Here is a 16,724-nt window from a genome sequence, read left to right on the forward strand (position 1 = left end):
GCTGGTGGGACCGGGTCAGCGCCGCACCAGGAGATCGTGGGCCTGAATAACGTCCAGACGCATCTGGTCAACAAGCGCCTCCGGCCCACGGTATGCCACCATGCCGCGGAGCCGGGCCACAAATTCGACCACTACTGTCTGGCCGTACAGATCGAAATCCTCCACGGCCTCGTGCGGACGGTCAATCACATGGGCTTCGACCTGGCGGCTGACGCCGTCGAACGTGGGATTGGACCCCACCGAGATGGCCGCCGGCCAGCGAGTGCCCGCCTGGTCCACCAGCCAGCCGGCGTAGATGCCGTCCGCGGGGATGAACCCGGTGGCCTCGTGGGCAAGGTTAGCGGTGGGGAACCCGAGTACGCGGCCGCGGGCAGCACCGTGGACAACCTCCCCGCGCATGCGGTGCGGTCGTCCCAGCACCGCGGCGGCGGTGGCGACGTCGCCTTCCTGCAATGCTTCACGCACCCAGGTGGAGGAGCAGCGGCGGTCGGTGCCGTCGTCGTCATGCAGCGGGTAGCCTTCCGAACCGAACTCGCTGATGACCTGGACGTCGAAGTCGAACTTTTCGCCCAGTTGCTTCATGGTGTCAAGGTCACCGGAGTTGCCCCGGCCGAACCGGGAATCGTGACCGATCACCACGTGGCTGGCGTGCAGGCTGTCCACCAGGACCTGGCTCACAAATTCTTCAGGGGTGAGACTGGCCAGGTTCAGCGAGTACTTCATCACCAAAATTGCATCCAGGCCCAGCTCCCCCAATGCGACCAGTTTGTCCTGCAGGCCCATGATCATTTCAGGCGCGGACTCCGGGCGGTGGATCAAGGCCGGGTGCGGGTCAAAGGTGACGGCAACGGCCTTCGTCCCGTTGAAGCGGGCCGAGCGGATTAGCTCGGAAAGGACTTGCTGGTGCCCGCGATGGACGCCGTCGAAGTTGCCAAAAGTGACAACGGAGGGACCAAAGTCCGCCGGGACCTCGGACGGATCGTTCCAGATGTAGACCATCACCCTCGCCTTTTACTGCCTAAAACTGACATCTCTCCGAACGCACCGGCGCCGGAACTCTCTAGATTACCCGCATTCAGTACTGCTGCCGGACGGCGCCGGGCCAACTGGAGGGCACGCGCGGACATGTCCGGAGGCCCGACCGCGGCGGCCGATCGCTGGTGCTGTTTGCCGCTGGTGCGGTCTACTGCTGGTTCGGCCGGCGCCGGTACAGCCACACCAGACCCAGGACAGGCAGCAGCAGCGGAATGAACGCGTACCCCCGGCCAAAAAGGGACCAGACGGTCTCATGCGGGAACGCCACAGAATCAAACACGCTCAACGCCCCCACTACCAGCACGCCCACAAGTTCCACCAGGACGGCGGCCAGCGAGATCTTGAACCAGGTGCGGCCGGGCTTGGCCAGGGACACCGTTGCCACAACGTAGACCAGCGCCGCGAACGCGGAAAGCAGGTAGGCGAGCGGGGCTTCGGAGAACTTGGTAAGGATCTGGTAACCGGCGCGTGCGGTGGCCGAAATGGCAAACACTGCATAGACGGCGATGAGCAGGCGTCCGGGGCCGGTGTTCCGAGTGTCCTTGACGCCGGCCTTGGCGTCTGCCTTGGCACGGGCGGCTTCGGAACGAGGTGCTTTCACGTTGCGTACTTCTTCCATTTCAGTACCAGATCTGGTTCATGCGGGCGGCCATCACCAAGGCCGTGACACCGACGGCGGCGAGGACAAAGTTGCTCCAGCGGGTCCGTTCCAGGATGGACCAGTACACGGCTGCCGGCGGCAGGAGCATCGCCGTGGCCAGGTATCCCCAGAATTCCCAGGCTTCCCCGGCAATCGGTTCGCCCGCGATCACCCGCACGATCGAACCCACCAGGTAAACCAGCAGTGCCAGCTCGACGGCGGCAACGGACAGGATGGTGAGATCGTTGGGGGCTTTTTTCAGGATGCCGGCACCGAGGCAGATTCCGCTGGAGAGCAGGCCGACCACCAGGATGATGTAGAAATAGGCGTCCATGCCTAAGCGTCCCCGCCCGCAGCATCTTCAGGCACAACATTCTCGGGCGCAGCATTCCGGGCCGCAGTTTTTTCTGACGCACCGTTGCCAGGCGCGAATACCAGGACAGGCTTGGCAAAGTTTCCGGAGTCCGCCAGGAGCGCCACGAGGCTGCCGTCCGGCGCGAACGCTGCTGCCGGGTGCTCAGTGGTGGCAGCCGCGGGATCTCCTGCTTCCGCTCCCGCTGCGATCCGGCGTCCGAAGGAAATCTCTCTGGCCTCCTCCGCTGTGAGTTCGCGGTTAGGCATCAGTGCCCGGGCGGCCTGGGACATCTCCAGGACATTCAGCTCCTCGGCCAGCTGTTCCAACGTCCGGGCCTGGTCCAGCGAGTACGGGCCAACGTGGGTCCGGCGGAGGGCGGTCAGGTGGCCGCCCACTCCCAGCCCGTCGCCGAGGTCACGGGCGAGGGCGCGGATATAGGTACCGGATGAGCACTCAACGGTGACATCAATGTCCACGACGTCGCCGCCCGCTTCCCGGTTGATGGCGTGAACTTCGAAACGGTGGATGGTGACCGGGCGCGCCGCGAGCTTTACCTCTTCACCGGAGCGGACCCGGGCGTAGGCACGTTCTCCGTTGACTTTAATGGCGCTGACGCTGCTGGGCACCTGCTGGATTTCACCCGTGAGGGCGGCGACGCCGTCGTGAATTGCTTCATCGGCGACGGCGGCGGCACTGACGGCGGCAATCACGTCACCTTCGGCGTCGTCCGTGATAGTGGACTGGCCCAACCGGATGGTTGCCGTGTACGTCTTGGACGTGCCCACGATGTAGGTCAAGAGCCGGGTGGCCTTGTTGATGCCGACCACCAGGACGCCGGTAGCCATGGGATCAAGGGTGCCGGCGTGCCCCACTTTCCGGGTCCCGGCGAGACGCCGCATCCGACCAACCACATCATGGCTGGTCCATCCCTGCGGTTTGTCCACTATCACCAGTCCAGAAAGCACGCTTCCCAGTATATCGGCGCTGGCGACGGACCCCGCCCAGGTGCGCGGGTGGCGGCTAGGATGGCATCCATGCCTGAGCTTGCGGCGCACGCGCGCGACGTCCCCGTCAACCAGATCCGCGAAATCACCGAGGCCGCCTGGCATACTCCCGGGGCCATCGTCCTGAGCATCGGCGAGCCGGGCTTCGCGCTCCCCCGCCACATCCTGGAAGCCGGCATGGCGTGCCTCGACCGGGACGAAACGAATTACACGCCCAACGCCGGCATCCCGGCCCTCCGTGAAGCGTTCGCCACCCGGTTCCGTGAACGCGCCGGACTCAACACCGGCCTCGGTGCCGAGCGCGTCTACGTGGTGGACGGAGCGCAACAGGGCCTGCACTTCGCCATGAGCCTCCTGCTCTCCCCCGGCGACGAAATCCTGATCCCGAACCCCGGCTACCCCACGTTCGCCATGACCAGCCGGCTCCTGAATGCCGTGCCGGTGGGCTACCCGCTGTATCCCGAGCATGACTTCCAGCCGCGGATCCAGGACATTGAAGCGCTCATCACGGACCGGACCCGGGTGCTCATCCTGAATTCCCCGTCCAACCCGCTGGGCGCCGTCCTCGGCGAGGACCTGACCCGGCAACTTGTGGACCTGGCCCGCAAGCGCGATCTCTGGATCATTTCCGACGAATGCTACGAGGCCTTCACTTACGACGTCCCCCACGTCAGCCCGGCCCGGTTCGACAGCGACGTGCCCGGCGAGGCGCGCGTGTTCACGTCGCTGACTCTCTCGAAGACGTACGGCCTCACCGGCCTGAGGATCGGCGCCCTGGTCTGTCCGCCGGGGCTGGAGCAGAAGATGAACAACGTGATGGAAGCGATTGTCTCCTGCGTTGCCTCGCCGTCGCAGTACGCCGCGCTCGCGGCACTGACAGGCCCGCAGGACTACGTCGGTCACGCCCACGACCACTACCGGGCCAACCGGGACGCGGCCTCAGCAGTGCTGGAGGACAAGCGAATCCCGTACCTGAGTGCACAGGGAGCCTTCTATCTGTGGGCCAACGTCTCCCATGTCAGCGACGGGGACGTCCGCAGCTGGGCCCGCAGGTTCCTGGCCGATTCCGGCGTTGCGCTTGCGCCGGGAACTGCCTTTGGCTCGATCGGCGAGGGCTGGGTACGGATCGCGCTGTGCGGTACCCGCAACGATTTGGTGGAGGGTGTCGGCAGGCTGCCTGAACGCCAGGATTCATGATCCGGCACCTGGTTAGTAATCCTTGCGTTTCGTGTTGCGGCGCCACGCGTCAAACGGAGCGTCCGACGCCGGAATGGCGGTTTGGGCGACCGGCAGAAGTTCCGGACGCGTGCCGTTGAAATACTCGTAGAACACGGCGTCGTCGAAACCGGCCGCGGCTGCACCATGGCGGTCGGCCGCAAAATAGACTCGATCAATCCGCGCCCACAGTGCGGCTGACAGGCACAGCGGGCACGGCTCGCAGCTGGTGTAGAGCACGGCGCCGCTCAGGTCGAACGTGGCGCCTGCGGCTGCCGCAGCGCGGATTGCCACCACTTCGGCATGCGCGGTGGGGTCGTTGTCCCGGGTGACCCGGTTGGTGCCTTCATGGACCCGCCCATCCGGGGTCACAACCAGCGCACCGAACGGGCCGCCACCGTCGGAGACGTTCCGGACAGCCAGCTCAATGGCCTGTTCCAGGTATCGGGTGGCCTCGTGGTTGTCGCTCGCCTGCGTCATAACTAGATCCTAGCCATGAGCCAGGATTTCCGGTTCAAAATAGGGGGGACATTAGGGGGAAATGCCGTCGACGTCATTGCTTTCGCGGGACTAGCCTAGCGCCGGGGGCAGTTCGGATCGCTTTGACTTGGTCTCAGGCCAGGCCCCGGCGACGGGGTGCACGTCAACTCCGGAGGATCCAATGAACAAGAAGTTTCCGATCGTCGCGTGCCTGGCAGCAGCGGCGATGATCATCCCCGTCGCGCCCGCCACGGCTAAGCAGAAACCGTCCGGACCCGAAACCCTGGCGGAGCACCTGATGACGCCGTTGAGCCTGGCCTTGGGTCCTGGCAAGAGCGTCCTCATCACGCAGAACTTTGCGGGCACGCTGGACCGCGTCGAGGATGACGGGCAAACGACCAACGTTTACACGAATGCGGGCTGGGACGTTGGCGGTGTTGAGACACGGGGCACCACCACGTTTTTCGTCGAAAGCGTCGGGGGAGGCGGCGGAGATCCCACAGCACTGGCCGGCTATTTGAAGTCAATCGACAGGCGCGGGGAGGTCAGGACCATTGTGGACCTCGCGACCTACGAGCGTCAGAACAACCCGGACGGATTCCAGGACTACGGCTTCGGATCCGACGTGACCGCCGAGTGCCTGGCCCAAATTACGGCGCCGTTCCCGCCGGCACAATACTCCGGGGCGGTCGACTCACACCCCTATGCCGCAGCGGTTCATGGCAATACCGTCTTCGTGGCCGACGCCGGGATGAATGCCATCCTCAAGGTCAACGCCGCCACCGGGGAGACTTCCACCCTCGCGGTCCTGCCTCCGCGTCCGGCGGAAGCCACTGCAGAGGCTGCCTCGGCTGTTGGCTTCCCGTCCTGCGTTGTCGGACACGACTACGCATTTGAACCGGTGCCCACCGATGTAGAGATCGGCCCCGACGGCTGGCTGTACGTCTCGTCGCTGCCGGGCGGTCCGGAGGATCCTTCCCTGGGCCACCGCGGTGCCATCTTCCGGGTCAATCCATGGACCGGGGCGATCCACCTGTGGGCCGATGAGATCCTGAGCCCCACGGGCATAGCCGTATCCGGCAGTGGGGACGTCTACGCAGCTTCCATGTTCGGCAATGAGATCGTCAGGATCGACGCCTGGACCCGCGAACAGTCACAGTTCCTGGCCGTCGACGGTCCTGCCGCGGTGGAGCTGAGAGGGAAAACCCTCTATGCCACAGCCGGTTTCAGCTTCGCTGACCTCACCGCGGGAACGGTCCTGAAGGCCAGTATCCGGTAGGAAACGCAGGGAACATCCCGCAGACGAAAAAGACCCGGACCCAACTTCGGGTCCGGGCCTTCTTCGCGTCAAGCTACTTGTTGGCGTCTTCGTCGAGGTCTTCGTCGTCGGTGAGGTCAATATCCTCTTCGTCGAAGTCGTCCTCATCGATCTCCACATCGGCGGGAATGTCGCTCTTGTACGGGTCGGCCTCGCCGGCGTGCTTGGCGTTTTCGGCCAGCGCAGCCACCTCGGCGTCGCGCTTCTTGGCGGCCCGGAGCAGGTCCTCCAGGTTTGAGGCAACGACGGGGATCTGGTCCGCCACAAATTCAAGCGTCGGCGTCAGGCGGACAGTCACGTTGCGCCCCACCTCCTGGCGGAGCACACCCTTGGCCTTCTCCAGGCCCTTGGCAGCATCGGCCTGCACAGCCTGGTCGCCGAAAACGGTGTAGTAGATCGTGGCATGCTGCAGATCATTGGTCACCCGGGCATCAGTAACAGTAATGCCCTCCAGCCGAGGATCCTTAACCTTCCGGCCCAAGGCCTCAGCAACAACAACCTTAATCCGCTGCGCCAACTTGGCAGCCCGTGCGGGATCAGCCATTTCCACTCCTAAAAATTTGGGATGTACGACGGCGGCCAAATGGGCCACGTCGCACGTTTCAGTTATCTGCCACGCACTAAAGGCGAGTCTACGACGGACTCCCGTTGGGTTTTTCCGGCGGCCCTTTGGAGCCGTTGAGGGGGCCCGGGAGTGGCATCGGGCCTGCCGGAGACGGACGGCCAACGATCGTAGATCGCTGGCCGTCCGTCGTAGGGGCGGGGCCCCCTCTGCGGCGGAAAGGGCGGGGTCGCCGGAAAAATCCGACGCCCCCGACCCGTCAAGCAACGAACCCTAGACGCGCGGCTTTTCGCGCATCTCGAAGGTCTCGATGATGTCGCCCTCGGTGATGTCGTTGAACGAACCAAGACCGATACCACACTCGAAGTCCGTGCGGACCTCAGTGGCGTCGTCCTTGAAGCGCTTGAGCGTCTCAACGGTGAGGTTCTCACCGATGATCTTGCCGTCGCGGCTGATGCGGGCCTTCGTGTTGCGTCGGATGATGCCCGAGCGAACGATGGAACCGGCGATGTTTCCGAACTTGGAAGAGCGGAAGACTTCGCGGACCTCGGCGGTGCCCAGCTGGACCTCTTCGTACTCCGGCTTGAGCATGCCCTTGAGGGCCATCTCGATGTCATCGATTGCTGCGTAGATGACGGAGTAGAAGCGCATGTCCACGCCTTCGCGGTCTGCCAGTTCGGCAACCCGCTCGGCAGGCTTGACGTTGAAGCCGATGATAACGGCGCTGTCGACCGTTGCCAGGTTGACGTCGTTCTGCGTGATAGCACCAACGCCGCGGTGGATGACGCGCAGCTGCACGCCTTCGCCGACGTCGATCTTGAGCAGTGCGTCTTCGAGGGCTTCCACGGCACCGGACACGTCACCCTTGAGGATGAGGTTGAGGGTGTCGATCTTGCCGTCGGCCACGGCCTGGTCGAAGTCTTCCAGGCTGATGCGCTTGCGGCGCTTGGCGAGGGCGGCGTTGCGGTCGGCTGCTTCACGCTTCTCGGCGATCTGCCGGGCGGTGCGCTCGTCAGCGGTCACAAAGAAGGTGTCACCGGCGCGCGGCACGTTGGACAGACCCAGAACCTGCACGGGGCGGGACGGGCCGGCCTCGGTCAGGACACTGCCGTCGTCGTCGAACATGGCGCGGACGCGGCCGTGAGCCGTACCGGCCACGATCGTGTCACCGACACGCAGGGTGCCGGACTGCACCAGGACGGTGGCCACGGAACCGCGGCCCTTGTCCAGGTTGGCTTCGATCGCGATACCGCGGGCGTCCTTGTTCGGGTTGGCGCGCATGTCCAGGGCAGCGTCCGCGGTGAGCAGGACAGCCTCGAGCAGCTCGTCAATGTTGAGGTTCTGGCGGGCAGAGACCTCCACGAACATGGTGTCGCCACCGTATTCTTCGGGAACCAGGCCGTACTCGGTCAGCTGGCCGCGGACCTTCTCCGGGTTGGCGCCTTCCTTGTCGATCTTGTTCACAGCCACCACGATCGGCACATTTGCAGCCTGCGCGTGGTTGAGTGCCTCAACGGTCTGCGGCATTACGCCGTCGTCCGCTGCGACCACCAGGATGGCGATGTCGGTGACCTTCGCACCACGAGCACGCATGGCGGTGAACGCCTCGTGGCCCGGAGTATCGATGAAGGTGATCTTACGGTCGATGTCTTCGTGGGTGTGCGTGACCTGGTAAGCACCGATGTGCTGCGTGATGCCGCCGTGCTCGCCCGCCATAACGTCGGACTTGCGGATGGCATCGAGCAGGCGGGTTTTACCGTGGTCAACGTGGCCCATAACGGTGACAACCGGAGGACGTGCCTCAAGGTCTTCGTCGCCTTCGGCTTCGAGTTCTGCTTCGAAGTCGATGTCGAAACCGGAGAGCAGCTCGCGCTCCTCGTCCTCCGGCGAGACAACCTGGAGCTTGTAGCCAAGCTCCTCGCCGAGCAGTGCGAAGGTCTCTTCATCCAGCGACTGCGTGGCCGTGGCCATTTCGCCGAGGTGGAAGAGGACCGTCACCAGTGCTGCGGGGTTCGCCTCGATCTTGTCGGCGAAGTCCGTAATGGACGAGCCACGGCGAAGTCGGACTACGGTGTTGCCGTCGCCGCGGGGTACGCTCACGCCACCCAGCGACGGGGCACTCATCTGCTCGAGTTCCTGGCGCTTGGCACGCTTCGACTTGCGCTGCTTGCCGCGGCCTGCGCCGCCCTTACCGAAAGCACCCTGGGTGCCACCGCGACCGCGGCCACCCTTGCCGAAGCCACCGCCGGCCGGAGCGCCGCCACCGGCACCCGGTGCGCCACCGGTGCCTGGAGCGCCACCCGGACGTCCGGGACCACGGGCGCCGCCACCGGGACGGCCTGCACCAGCGGGTGCGGGACGCTCAGTGCGGTTGGGCATCATGCCCGGAGTAGGACGGTTTCCACCGGCACCCGCGGTACGCGGACCACCAGCGCCGCCGGCGCCTGCTGCGGGACGCGGACCACCCGGACGGGGGCCACCGGCACCGGCTGCGGGACGCGGACCACCCGGACGGGGACCACCGGCACCGGCCGCGGGACGCGGACCACCCGGACGGTCGCCGTCGGGACGGCTTCCACCCGCGCGGGGCATGCCCTGCGAAGGAGCGAACGGGTTGTTACCCGGACGGGGAGCACGCTCTCCGTCGCCACCGCGGCCGCGGGGCATGCCCTGGGACGTGGCGAACGGGTTGTTGCCCGGACGGGGACCGCCGGGACGCGGTGCGGAGCCGCCCTGCGAACCACCCTGTGTTGATCCGCCGGAGCGGGTCGGTGCGGCCGGGGCTTCAGCCTTCGGTGCCGGACGGGCACCGGGCTTGGCGCCGGTGGACGGTGCGCTTGCGGCCGGGGCTGACGCAACCGGTGCTGCGGCAGGTGCTGCCGGAGCTGCGGAAACGGCAGCGGGTGCAGCCGGAGCCGCAGCAGCTGGTGCCGCCGGGGCTGAGGGAGCTGCGGGGCCCGGAGCAGGTGCTGCCGGTCGTGTGTCGGCCGACGGGGCAGGCGCCTTGGGCGCGGCTGCCGGAGCTGCGGTCTTGGCAGCTGCGTCGGGGTAGGCGTTGCGGAGTTTCCGCACCACCGGGGCCTCAATGGTTGAAGAAGCGGAGCGAACGAATTCGCCCAGTTCCTGCAGTTTGGTTACTGCATCTTTGGAAGTAATACCGAGCTCTTTAGCAAGCTCGTGTACGCGGACCTTGGCCACATTTCTCCTGTCTCGGTCCGCACCGAGCCAGGCACGAACCGTCTACTTCTTACTGCGGGCCCCAGCCGCGGTTGCAACTACAGGGCCCATTGCAGAGCGCAACAAAGTTGTCATCGTTGCGCACTCATCGCTGGGAACTCATCGGGTTTCCATCAGTTTTCTGACCCGCTTTCAGGTTGGACGGTTTTTGCTGCAGCTACCAGGGGTACCTGCAACGGGCCGGCGTCCTGCTTGCCTGCCATGATCCGGCGTTCGACGGCGGTGGACCCGGTTGCGCCGTTGAGGGCCCTTCCGAATGCTCGCCGCTTGACCGCCAGGGCCAGGCACGCTTCGCTGGGGTGCAGCCATGCACCCCTGCCAGCCATCCGGCGTCGTTCGTCTACCAGCACTGCGGTGGAACCGCTGCCTTCGGCGACGAGCCGGAGTAACTCAGACCGCGGTGCCTGCTTCCGGCATCCGATGCAGGTACGCTGCGGTTGATCCTCGGTGTGAAGCACTTCTGCCACGGTGAGTATCTTCCTGACGTTCATAACTGCCGGCCCTGAGGCCCCAACCGCATCGGCGGAACGGGAATTCTCAGGGCACACGAATACCGGCCGTTAGGCGCGGTCATGTCTATTCTAGCCCCTCCGGGCAGTTCTGCCCGAAACCGGGGCTTCGGCCGGAGGTATCCGCCGCCGGCCGAAGCCCCGGAACCGGATTAGCTTTCGCGCGCCGGGGCAGCGTCCGAGACAATATCGATTCGCCAGCCCGTCAGCTTGGCCGCCAGCCGGGCGTTCTGGCCCTCTTTGCCGATGGCCAGCGAGAGCTGGTAGTCCGGGACCACCACACGCGCGGAGCGGGTGGCCTCGTCCACGATAGTGACCGAATTCACACGCGAAGGGGAGAGTGCACTGGCAATAAACGTTGCCGGATCCTCGCTGAAGTCGACGATGTCGATTTTTTCGTCGTTCAGTTCCGTCATAACGGCGCGGACGCGGGAACCCATTTCGCCGATGCAGGCGCCCTTGGCGTTGATGCCCTGGGTGTGGGCCTTGACCGCGATCTTGGTACGGTGGCCGGCCTCGCGGGCCAGTGCCACGATCTCCACAGAGCGGTCCGCGATCTCCGGGACCTCCAGTTCGAAGAGCTTCCGGACGAGGCCCGGGTGTGAACGGGACAGGGTGACGGACGGGCCCTTGGTGCCGCGGTGGACATCGATAACGATGGCGCGGAGCCGGTTGCCGTGGATGTACTTCTCCCCCGGCACCTGTTCGGGCGGCGGCAGCAGGGCCTCCACCGAACCCAGGTTGACCTGGATCATGTGCGGGTTGTTGCCCTGCTGGATCAGGCCGGCCACAAGTTCACCCTCGCGGCCCTTGAACTCACCCAGTATGGCGTCGTCCTCGACGTCGCGCAGGCGCTGCAGGATGATCTGGCGTGCGGTGCTCGCCGCGATACGGCCGAAGCCGGCAGGCGTGTCCTCGAACTCGCCGATGGGGGCGCCGTCGTCGTCGATCTCCACTGCCCAGATGGTTACGTGGCCGCTCTTGCGGTCCAGCTCGGCCCGGGCCTTCTCGAAGGCGCCGGGCGATTTATGGTACGCCACCAGGAGCGCCTGCTCGATGGTGGGGATCAGGAGGTCCAGCGGAATTTCGCGCTCACGCTCCAGTAGTCTCAGCGCGCTCATGTCAATATCCATCAGGCCTCCTCAGAAGGTCCATTGTGCTCAGGTTCCAGACCAGCTTCTTCGAGGTGGCTGAATTCGATCTCGACTTTTCCGTTACGGATCCTGTCGAAAGGAAGAATCTGGGGCTCGCCCTGCTTGGGCTTCATGCCCTTCTTGACGGCGATCTCCGGGATGATGGTGACGCCGGAATCGTCCACGGACTGGACCCTGCCGGTGACGTTTTCGCCCTGGATGACGTTGACCTTGACCAGCCGGCCCCGGGCGCGGTGCCAGTGCCGGACTTCGGTGAGGGGACGCGCGACGCCCGGGGAGGAAACCTCGAGGTCGTAGGGGCGCCCGTCGTCTGCGGGATCATTGTCCAGGACGTCGGAGAGGACCCTGGAGATGTCAGCGATGACATCGAGGTTTACGCCGCCGGTTTCCTCCTGCGGCAGGTCAACCACCACGTGGACCACGCGGTGTGAACCGGCCAGGATGGTTACGTCCTCGAGGTACAGGCGGTTGGCCTGGACCGCCGGTTCCAACAGCGCCCGGAGCCTGACGGCTTCGGGATTGTTGGCAGGCGCAGCAACAGCGGTACCCGTTCCGGTAGCGTCTGATGAAGTCGTGGCTTCTGCATTACTCACGATGCCGGCCGCCTTCCAATAGATGATGTTGTGACTACTAGCCTAACGATTTTCCGGCCACAGTGGTGCACGAAGATTCGCATCAGGCGTGAGAACATGGTCTGTTGTGAAAGACGACACGCAGGAATCCGGCGGCCGCAGGCGTTATTTCCAGTACGCCGTTTTTGCGCTGGCCGCCCTTCTGGTGGTGAGCCTCGGATTGGTGCTCATCCCCCGCGAACCGTCCCCGCCTGCGGCGCCGCCGTTTTCCGAGCAGGCAAGGGCATCCGCGTTCGCGGATTCCCTGAACCTCAGGGCCGCTGGCCTGGACCTCGAAGGCACTGCCGGCGCCACTGCGCCGGCCCCACAAGCGGCCGCCCTTGCCCGGATTGTGACTTTGCTGACTGTCCAGGCCCGCGCGTTGATGCTGCCGGCTGATGCGGCCGGCGATCCTGCCCTGGACCGTGCGGCTACTGCCCCCGTCCCTGCCCCGTCCACGGCGCTGGCCACCGTCACGCGGCCGTCCACCACCGCGGACTTCGCCGCTGCCCTCCAGGCAAGCGGGGCACAGCGGCTCCACGATGCCGAAACGGCCGACGGCGGCATGGCCCGCCTTCTCGCCGGCACCGGAACTGCCCAGCTTCTGGCTGCAGAGGACCTGGCCTCGGCGACCGGGATTGCGTTGGCTGCGCTCCCGGGGTCTGGCCCCTCCTCCCCCGCATCGCCGGCGCCCACACTGCCTGTTTCGGCATCAGTAGCCGCCGGCTGTGCCGGCGAAGCAGCCGACCCCGCCGCCAGCACTGGCGCGGACCTCGGCTCAGCCTTGGCCTCGGCCGTGCAGGGCGAGCTGGAACTGGTCTACGCGTACCAGGCCGCGCTGACCAGGCTTAACTCCGGGGCCGCTGCTCCGGCGTCGACCTTCCTGGCCCAGCACGGCGTCCTCCGGGGCGAAGCGGAGGCCATGGGCAGGTCCCGCTGCGCCACGGTACCCCCGAGGCAGCCCGGCTATGTCCTGAGCCCGGCGTTCCTGGCCGACCCTGCAGCGGGGCTGGGAACCCTGGAGGCGGGGACACTTCCGGTACTCGGCGACGTGGTGGCGCTCAGCGAGGGGCGCGAACGCGTATGGGCACTCTCAGCACTTCAGTCGGCGGCCCGGCGGACCGTCCATTGGCGTGCGTCGCCAGGCCCGGTCCCCGGCATGGTCCTGGACGAAGCACTCCTGCCGCCACTGCCGGAGCCTGTATCAACTCCGGGGACTTCCACAACCAGCACTCCCGGCAATTCGTAGCCAAGGCACGGCACACTGGCGAGGCGCAGGCACTAATGCTTTGCTGGAGGCATGGACAGTGCCGGCGCCCCCGCCCTTCATGAGAATGAGCCCCACCAAAACGACGTCGCCCAGCGCCTGAACTGGCTGCGAGCCGGCGTGCTGGGTGCCAATGACGGCATCGTCTCGGTCGCCGCAATCGTGGTGGGCGTCGCCGGTGTCACCACGCAGTCCGGACCGATCCTCGTCGCCGGCACGGCCGGCCTGGTGGGTGGAGCTGTATCCATGGCCTTGGGCGAGTACGTGTCCGTCAGCAGCCAGAAGGACAGCCAGCGGGCCCTGATCGAAAAGGAGCGCCTGGAACTGCAGGAACAGCCGGAGGAAGAGCTGGAGGAACTCGCGGCGATCTACCAGGGCAAGGGGCTGAGCCTGGACACAGCAAGGAAAGTAGCGCGGGAGCTGACGGCCCACGATGCCCTGGGCGCGCACCTCTCCGCCGAACTGAACATCGACGAAACAGACATTGTGAGCCCCTGGAATGCAGCCTTTGCTTCGGCGATTGCGTTCGTCACCGGCGCCATCCTGCCGATGGCCGCCATCCTGCTGCCGCCGGAGAACATCCGGGTCCCCCTGACGTTCGCGGCCGTGCTGGCGGCACTCGCTGCCACCGGGGCGCTGGGCGCCTGGATCGGCGGCGGTTCGAAGCTGCGGGCCGCCGCCAGGGTGGTGGCGGGCGGGGCTTTGGCCTTGGCTGCCACGTTCTCCATCGGCAACCTGCTTAGCGCAAGCGGCGTCCTGTGAGTGTCCAGATTGGCGTGCCGATCCCGCCAGCCCTCAGCGGGCGTTTCAGCCACAGCAGCGCGGGACGGGCCTGGCTTTCCTCCCTCCCGGGACTGGTGCAGGGGCGGCTGGAGCATTGGGAACTGGCTGTTGACCTGGAAGCCGGCGCCCTCCCGTGGCATGGCCACGGCGGCGTGGTGGTTCCAGTCCGCCGGACGGACGGGACACCGGCGGCGCTCAAGATAGCGTTTCCCCACGATGAGGCACGGATGGAACGCCATGCGCTGGCACTCTGGGGCGGCTCCGGTGCCGTCCGGCTGTTGGAATCCGACGCCGGAACGTGCGCCATGCTGCTGGAGCGGCTGAATCCGGACTCCTCGCTCCAGACCCTTCCGCTGGATCAAGCGGCGGTGGCGTGGGGCGGCACCATGCGGCAGTTGGGCCTGGTGCCGGACGGCCGGCCGCAGTGGCAGGAGTTCGATCACATCGCCGGGCGGGCCGAACAATGGAGCGACGACCTGCCCGCCGACTGGGAACAGCAGGGCCGCCCGTTCCCGCGCTGGCTACTGGAGGCGGCCCTGGAAGTCTGCCAGACCCGCGGCGCCGTTGGCCGCCGCTCGGGCCGCGATGTCCTGGTCCATACGGACCTGCATTTCCTGAACATCCTGGCCCGGCCCCACACCATCAGCGGAGGGCTGCCCGGGGAGGCCTTCGTCGCCATCGACCCGCAGCCCATGATCGGCGAACCGGAGTTCGCGGTGGCACCGCTGCTGTGGAACCGTCTCGGCGACCTGCCCCGGAGCGATCCGGCCGGAGGGTTGAGGCGGCGGTGCCAGGACTTCAGCGCCGCGGCCGGCCTCGACGCCGAAGCTGCGCGCCAGTGGGCCGTGGCACGCGAAGTGGAGAACGCCCTCTGCTACGCGTCCTTGCCGCGCCACCAGGGAGATCTGGCCCGGTCACTCTGGGTGGCCAGCACCCTTGCCGGGCGGACCCTCGATGGTCTCCCCTCGGCGCACGCCCTGCCTGAGCCGGGGCAGGGCGACAGCTGAGCGGCGGGTGCCCTCCCGGGCAGGACGGATGTCTTCCGTGCGGGACAGTGCCTCCCCGGTGGTCGGATGGGGCCTCGCCGGCGGTCAGCCCGCTGCCCGGACAGCCGCCAAAGCGGAGCTGACCGCCTCGACTGCAGTGCCGACGTCGTCCGCGTCAGTGCTCCAGTTACTGACCGAGACGCGCAGGACATCCCTGCCCCGCCAGTGTGAACCGGACATCCAGACCTTGCCGTCCTCGATCACGCGGGCTGTCACGGCGCGCGTGGTGGCATCGTCCCCGAAGGCGAGCGAAACCTGCGTGTAGTCCACCGTGTTGAGTACGTCGACGCCGTCCAGTGCTGACAGCTGCTCTGCCAGTTGCGAGGCGCGCAGCACTAACTCGCGGACCTGGCTGGCCACGCCGTCCCGGCCCAGTGATCTCAGCGCCGCCCACACCGGTACGCCGCGGGCGCGGCGCGAGAGCTCCGGCGCTTTTTCAAACGGGTCGCCCGGGCCCTCGACATCGTGGATCAGGTAGCTGGTGTGCTGCAGTCCCATGGCGCTGCGTAGCGCTGCTGAATCCCTGACGATGGCAATACCGCAGTCATACGGGACGTTGAGCGTCTTGTGGGCGTCGGTCCCCCACGAATCGGCCAGCTCCATGCCGTGGGTGAGGTCCACGAATTCCGGCACGGCCGCGGCCCACAGCCCGAACGCGCCGTCCACGTGCACCCAGGCGCCATGCCGCCGGGCAACCTCGATGGCGGCGTCGAAGGGGTCGAAGGCTCCGGAGTGGAGGTTGCCGGCCTGGAGGCAGACCAGCGCGGGCCCGGACCCTTCCGACAGCAGGCGGTCCAGCTCCACCGCCAGCAGCCTGCCTTGGCCATCTGCGGGGACCGCGACGGGCCGGCCGAGGCCGAGGTACCGCAGGCCCAGGTCAATGGTCTCGTGGCGCTCCTGGCCCACAAAGCACCGGATCCGCGGGGCGCCTGCCAGGCCATCGCCGTCGAGGTCCCAGCCGGCATCGGCCAGCAACCGCCACCGGGCAGCAGCCAGCCCGGTGAAGTTGGCCATGGTGGCACCCGTAGTGAAGCCGACGTCGGATTCCGCCGGTAGGCCGAGAAGGTCCAGCAGCCAGTGGCCGGCCCCCTCCTCGATGGCGGCTATCGCTGGGGTGGCGTAACGCAGGCCCGAGTTCTGGTCCCAGGCGCTGACCAGCCAGTCGGCAGCCAGGGCGGCAGGCAACGTCCCGCCGATCACCCAACCGAAAAAGCGCCCCGAGGGCATCGCCATCAGTCCCGGTTCGGCCTTGTCCGCCAGGTACTCAACCACAGCTGCGGCGGGCATGCCCTGTTCGGGAAGGGGCCCGCAGAAGTCAGCCTCGAGATCGTGGGCGCTTTGGGCGGGCCCGACGTGCCTGTCCGGCAGGCTCGCCAGCCACTCGGCGGCTCGAGGGGCCGCGACTGACAATGCTTCCGAATAGGGTTCCCCGCCTGCGGACATACCTGCATGGTACGCCCGGCCGGGGGCTGCGGGCGATACCGGCTGCGAGGGTTTCGGCTACCCTA

The 16,724-nt window shown here is 66.5% G+C and carries 16 protein-coding genes; 5 read left to right on the forward strand and 11 right to left on the reverse strand.

What is annotated here, in order from left to right; translation table 11 throughout:
* Window positions 1-15: 15 nt before the first annotated feature.
* From ACX80X_RS00370 to truB, 4 genes are all read right to left on the reverse strand, one after another.
* Window positions 16-999, reverse strand: a complete 984-nt coding sequence (locus ACX80X_RS00370; RefSeq protein WP_252600030.1) for a bifunctional riboflavin kinase/FAD synthetase — start codon at window positions 997-999, stop codon at window positions 16-18.
* A gap of 184 nt (window positions 1,000-1,183) precedes the next feature.
* Window positions 1,184-1,654 carry a hypothetical protein gene (locus ACX80X_RS00375; protein ID WP_248761779.1) on the reverse strand — a complete coding sequence of 157 codons (471 nt, stop codon included), beginning with the start codon at window positions 1,652-1,654 and terminating at the stop codon, window positions 1,184-1,186.
* A 1-nt stretch (window position 1,655) separates the two neighbouring features.
* A complete protein-coding gene (locus ACX80X_RS00380; protein ID WP_248761780.1) occupies window positions 1,656-2,009 on the reverse strand; it encodes a hypothetical protein in 354 nt (117 codons plus the stop codon).
* A gap of 2 nt (window positions 2,010-2,011) precedes the next feature.
* Entirely contained in the window at window positions 2,012-2,995 is a 984-nt protein-coding gene (gene truB, locus ACX80X_RS00385) for a tRNA pseudouridine(55) synthase TruB (protein WP_252611168.1), read from the reverse strand.
* Window positions 2,996-3,064: 69 nt separating this feature from the next.
* On the opposite strand from truB, the gene ACX80X_RS00390 reads away from it, so the two are divergent.
* Complete coding sequence (locus ACX80X_RS00390; RefSeq protein ID WP_252600028.1) at window positions 3,065-4,231, forward strand: pyridoxal phosphate-dependent aminotransferase; 1,167 nt, start codon at window positions 3,065-3,067, stop codon at window positions 4,229-4,231.
* A gap of 12 nt (window positions 4,232-4,243) precedes the next feature.
* Here the strand turns inward: ACX80X_RS00390 and ACX80X_RS00395 are convergent, their stop codons facing one another.
* Window positions 4,244-4,729, reverse strand: a complete 486-nt coding sequence (locus tag ACX80X_RS00395) for a nucleoside deaminase (protein ID WP_058929495.1) — start codon at window positions 4,727-4,729, stop codon at window positions 4,244-4,246.
* A 181-nt stretch (window positions 4,730-4,910) separates the two neighbouring features.
* On the opposite strand from ACX80X_RS00395, the gene ACX80X_RS00400 reads away from it, so the two are divergent.
* Window positions 4,911-6,008: a ScyD/ScyE family protein gene (locus ACX80X_RS00400; RefSeq protein WP_459309094.1), complete on the forward strand. Its 1,098-nt coding sequence runs from the start codon at window positions 4,911-4,913 to the stop codon at window positions 6,006-6,008.
* 73 nt (window positions 6,009-6,081) lie between these two features.
* Here ACX80X_RS00400 and rbfA read toward each other — a convergent pair whose 3' ends face one another.
* The 5 genes from rbfA to ACX80X_RS00425 form a co-directional block, all read right to left on the reverse strand.
* Complete coding sequence (rbfA, locus tag ACX80X_RS00405; RefSeq protein ID WP_104063111.1) at window positions 6,082-6,591, reverse strand: 30S ribosome-binding factor RbfA; 510 nt, start codon at window positions 6,589-6,591, stop codon at window positions 6,082-6,084.
* 291 nt (window positions 6,592-6,882) lie between these two features.
* Window positions 6,883-9,807, reverse strand: coding sequence for a translation initiation factor IF-2 (gene infB / locus ACX80X_RS00410; RefSeq protein ID WP_252600025.1), 2,925 nt, complete (start codon window positions 9,805-9,807; stop codon window positions 6,883-6,885).
* 152 nt (window positions 9,808-9,959) lie between these two features.
* Window positions 9,960-10,337 carry a YlxR family protein gene (locus ACX80X_RS00415; RefSeq protein WP_252575299.1) on the reverse strand — a complete coding sequence of 126 codons (378 nt, stop codon included), beginning with the start codon at window positions 10,335-10,337 and terminating at the stop codon, window positions 9,960-9,962.
* Window positions 10,338-10,507: 170 nt separating this feature from the next.
* Entirely contained in the window at window positions 10,508-11,488 is a 981-nt protein-coding gene (gene nusA, locus ACX80X_RS00420) for a transcription termination factor NusA (protein WP_058929500.1), read from the reverse strand.
* Window positions 11,488-12,102: a ribosome maturation factor RimP gene (locus ACX80X_RS00425; RefSeq protein ID WP_252613667.1), complete on the reverse strand. Its 615-nt coding sequence runs from the start codon at window positions 12,100-12,102 to the stop codon at window positions 11,488-11,490. The genes nusA and ACX80X_RS00425 overlap by 1 nt, the downstream gene beginning before the upstream one ends.
* A gap of 106 nt (window positions 12,103-12,208) precedes the next feature.
* Here ACX80X_RS00425 and ACX80X_RS00430 point away from each other — a divergent pair, with 106 nt between their 5' ends.
* The 3 genes from ACX80X_RS00430 to ACX80X_RS00440 are packed head-to-tail and all read left to right on the forward strand — an operon-like array spanning window position 12,209 to window position 15,177.
* The gene (locus ACX80X_RS00430; RefSeq protein WP_459309098.1) at window positions 12,209-13,369 is read left to right on the forward strand and encodes a DUF4439 domain-containing protein; all 1,161 of its coding nucleotides are present in this window, start codon (window positions 12,209-12,211) and stop codon (window positions 13,367-13,369) included.
* A gap of 51 nt (window positions 13,370-13,420) precedes the next feature.
* Window positions 13,421-14,149: a VIT1/CCC1 transporter family protein gene (locus ACX80X_RS00435; RefSeq protein WP_252564829.1), complete on the forward strand. Its 729-nt coding sequence runs from the start codon at window positions 13,421-13,423 to the stop codon at window positions 14,147-14,149.
* Window positions 14,146-15,177, forward strand: coding sequence for an aminoglycoside phosphotransferase family protein (locus ACX80X_RS00440; RefSeq protein WP_252607886.1), 1,032 nt, complete (start codon window positions 14,146-14,148; stop codon window positions 15,175-15,177). The genes ACX80X_RS00435 and ACX80X_RS00440 overlap by 4 nt, the downstream gene beginning before the upstream one ends.
* Before the next feature lie 84 nt (window positions 15,178-15,261).
* On the opposite strand, the gene ACX80X_RS00445 is transcribed toward ACX80X_RS00440, so the two are convergent.
* Window positions 15,262-16,659 (reverse strand): pyridoxal phosphate-dependent decarboxylase family protein, encoded by a 1,398-nt coding sequence (locus ACX80X_RS00445; RefSeq protein ID WP_459310935.1) that lies wholly within the window; start codon window positions 16,657-16,659, stop codon window positions 15,262-15,264.
* Window positions 16,660-16,724 lie beyond the last annotated feature (65 nt).

Source organism: Pseudarthrobacter sp. MDT3-1, assembly GCF_054510755.1.

Excerpts from the sequence above, each read along its gene's own strand:
- ACX80X_RS00370 (WP_252600030.1), bottom strand. The coding sequence starts at position 999 with ATGGTCTACATCTGGAACGATCCGTCCGAGGTCCCGGCGGACTTTGGT.
- ACX80X_RS00375 (WP_248761779.1), bottom strand. The coding sequence starts at position 1,654 with ATGGAAGAAGTACGCAACGTGAAAGCACCTCGTTCCGAAGCCGCCCGT.
- ACX80X_RS00380 (WP_248761780.1), bottom strand. The coding sequence starts at position 2,009 with ATGGACGCCTATTTCTACATCATCCTGGTGGTCGGCCTGCTCTCCAGC.
- ACX80X_RS00390 (WP_252600028.1), top strand. The coding sequence starts at position 3,065 with ATGCCTGAGCTTGCGGCGCACGCGCGCGACGTCCCCGTCAACCAGATC.
- ACX80X_RS00395 (WP_058929495.1), bottom strand. The coding sequence starts at position 4,729 with ATGACGCAGGCGAGCGACAACCACGAGGCCACCCGATACCTGGAACAG.
- ACX80X_RS00400 (WP_459309094.1), top strand. The coding sequence starts at position 4,911 with ATGAACAAGAAGTTTCCGATCGTCGCGTGCCTGGCAGCAGCGGCGATG.
- rbfA (WP_104063111.1), bottom strand. The coding sequence starts at position 6,591 with ATGGCTGATCCCGCACGGGCTGCCAAGTTGGCGCAGCGGATTAAGGTT.
- ACX80X_RS00415 (WP_252575299.1), bottom strand. The coding sequence starts at position 10,337 with ATGAACGTCAGGAAGATACTCACCGTGGCAGAAGTGCTTCACACCGAG.
- nusA (WP_058929500.1), bottom strand. The coding sequence starts at position 11,488 with ATGGATATTGACATGAGCGCGCTGAGACTACTGGAGCGTGAGCGCGAA.
- ACX80X_RS00435 (WP_252564829.1), top strand. The coding sequence starts at position 13,421 with ATGGACAGTGCCGGCGCCCCCGCCCTTCATGAGAATGAGCCCCACCAA.
- ACX80X_RS00445 (WP_459310935.1), bottom strand. The coding sequence starts at position 16,659 with ATGTCCGCAGGCGGGGAACCCTATTCGGAAGCATTGTCAGTCGCGGCC.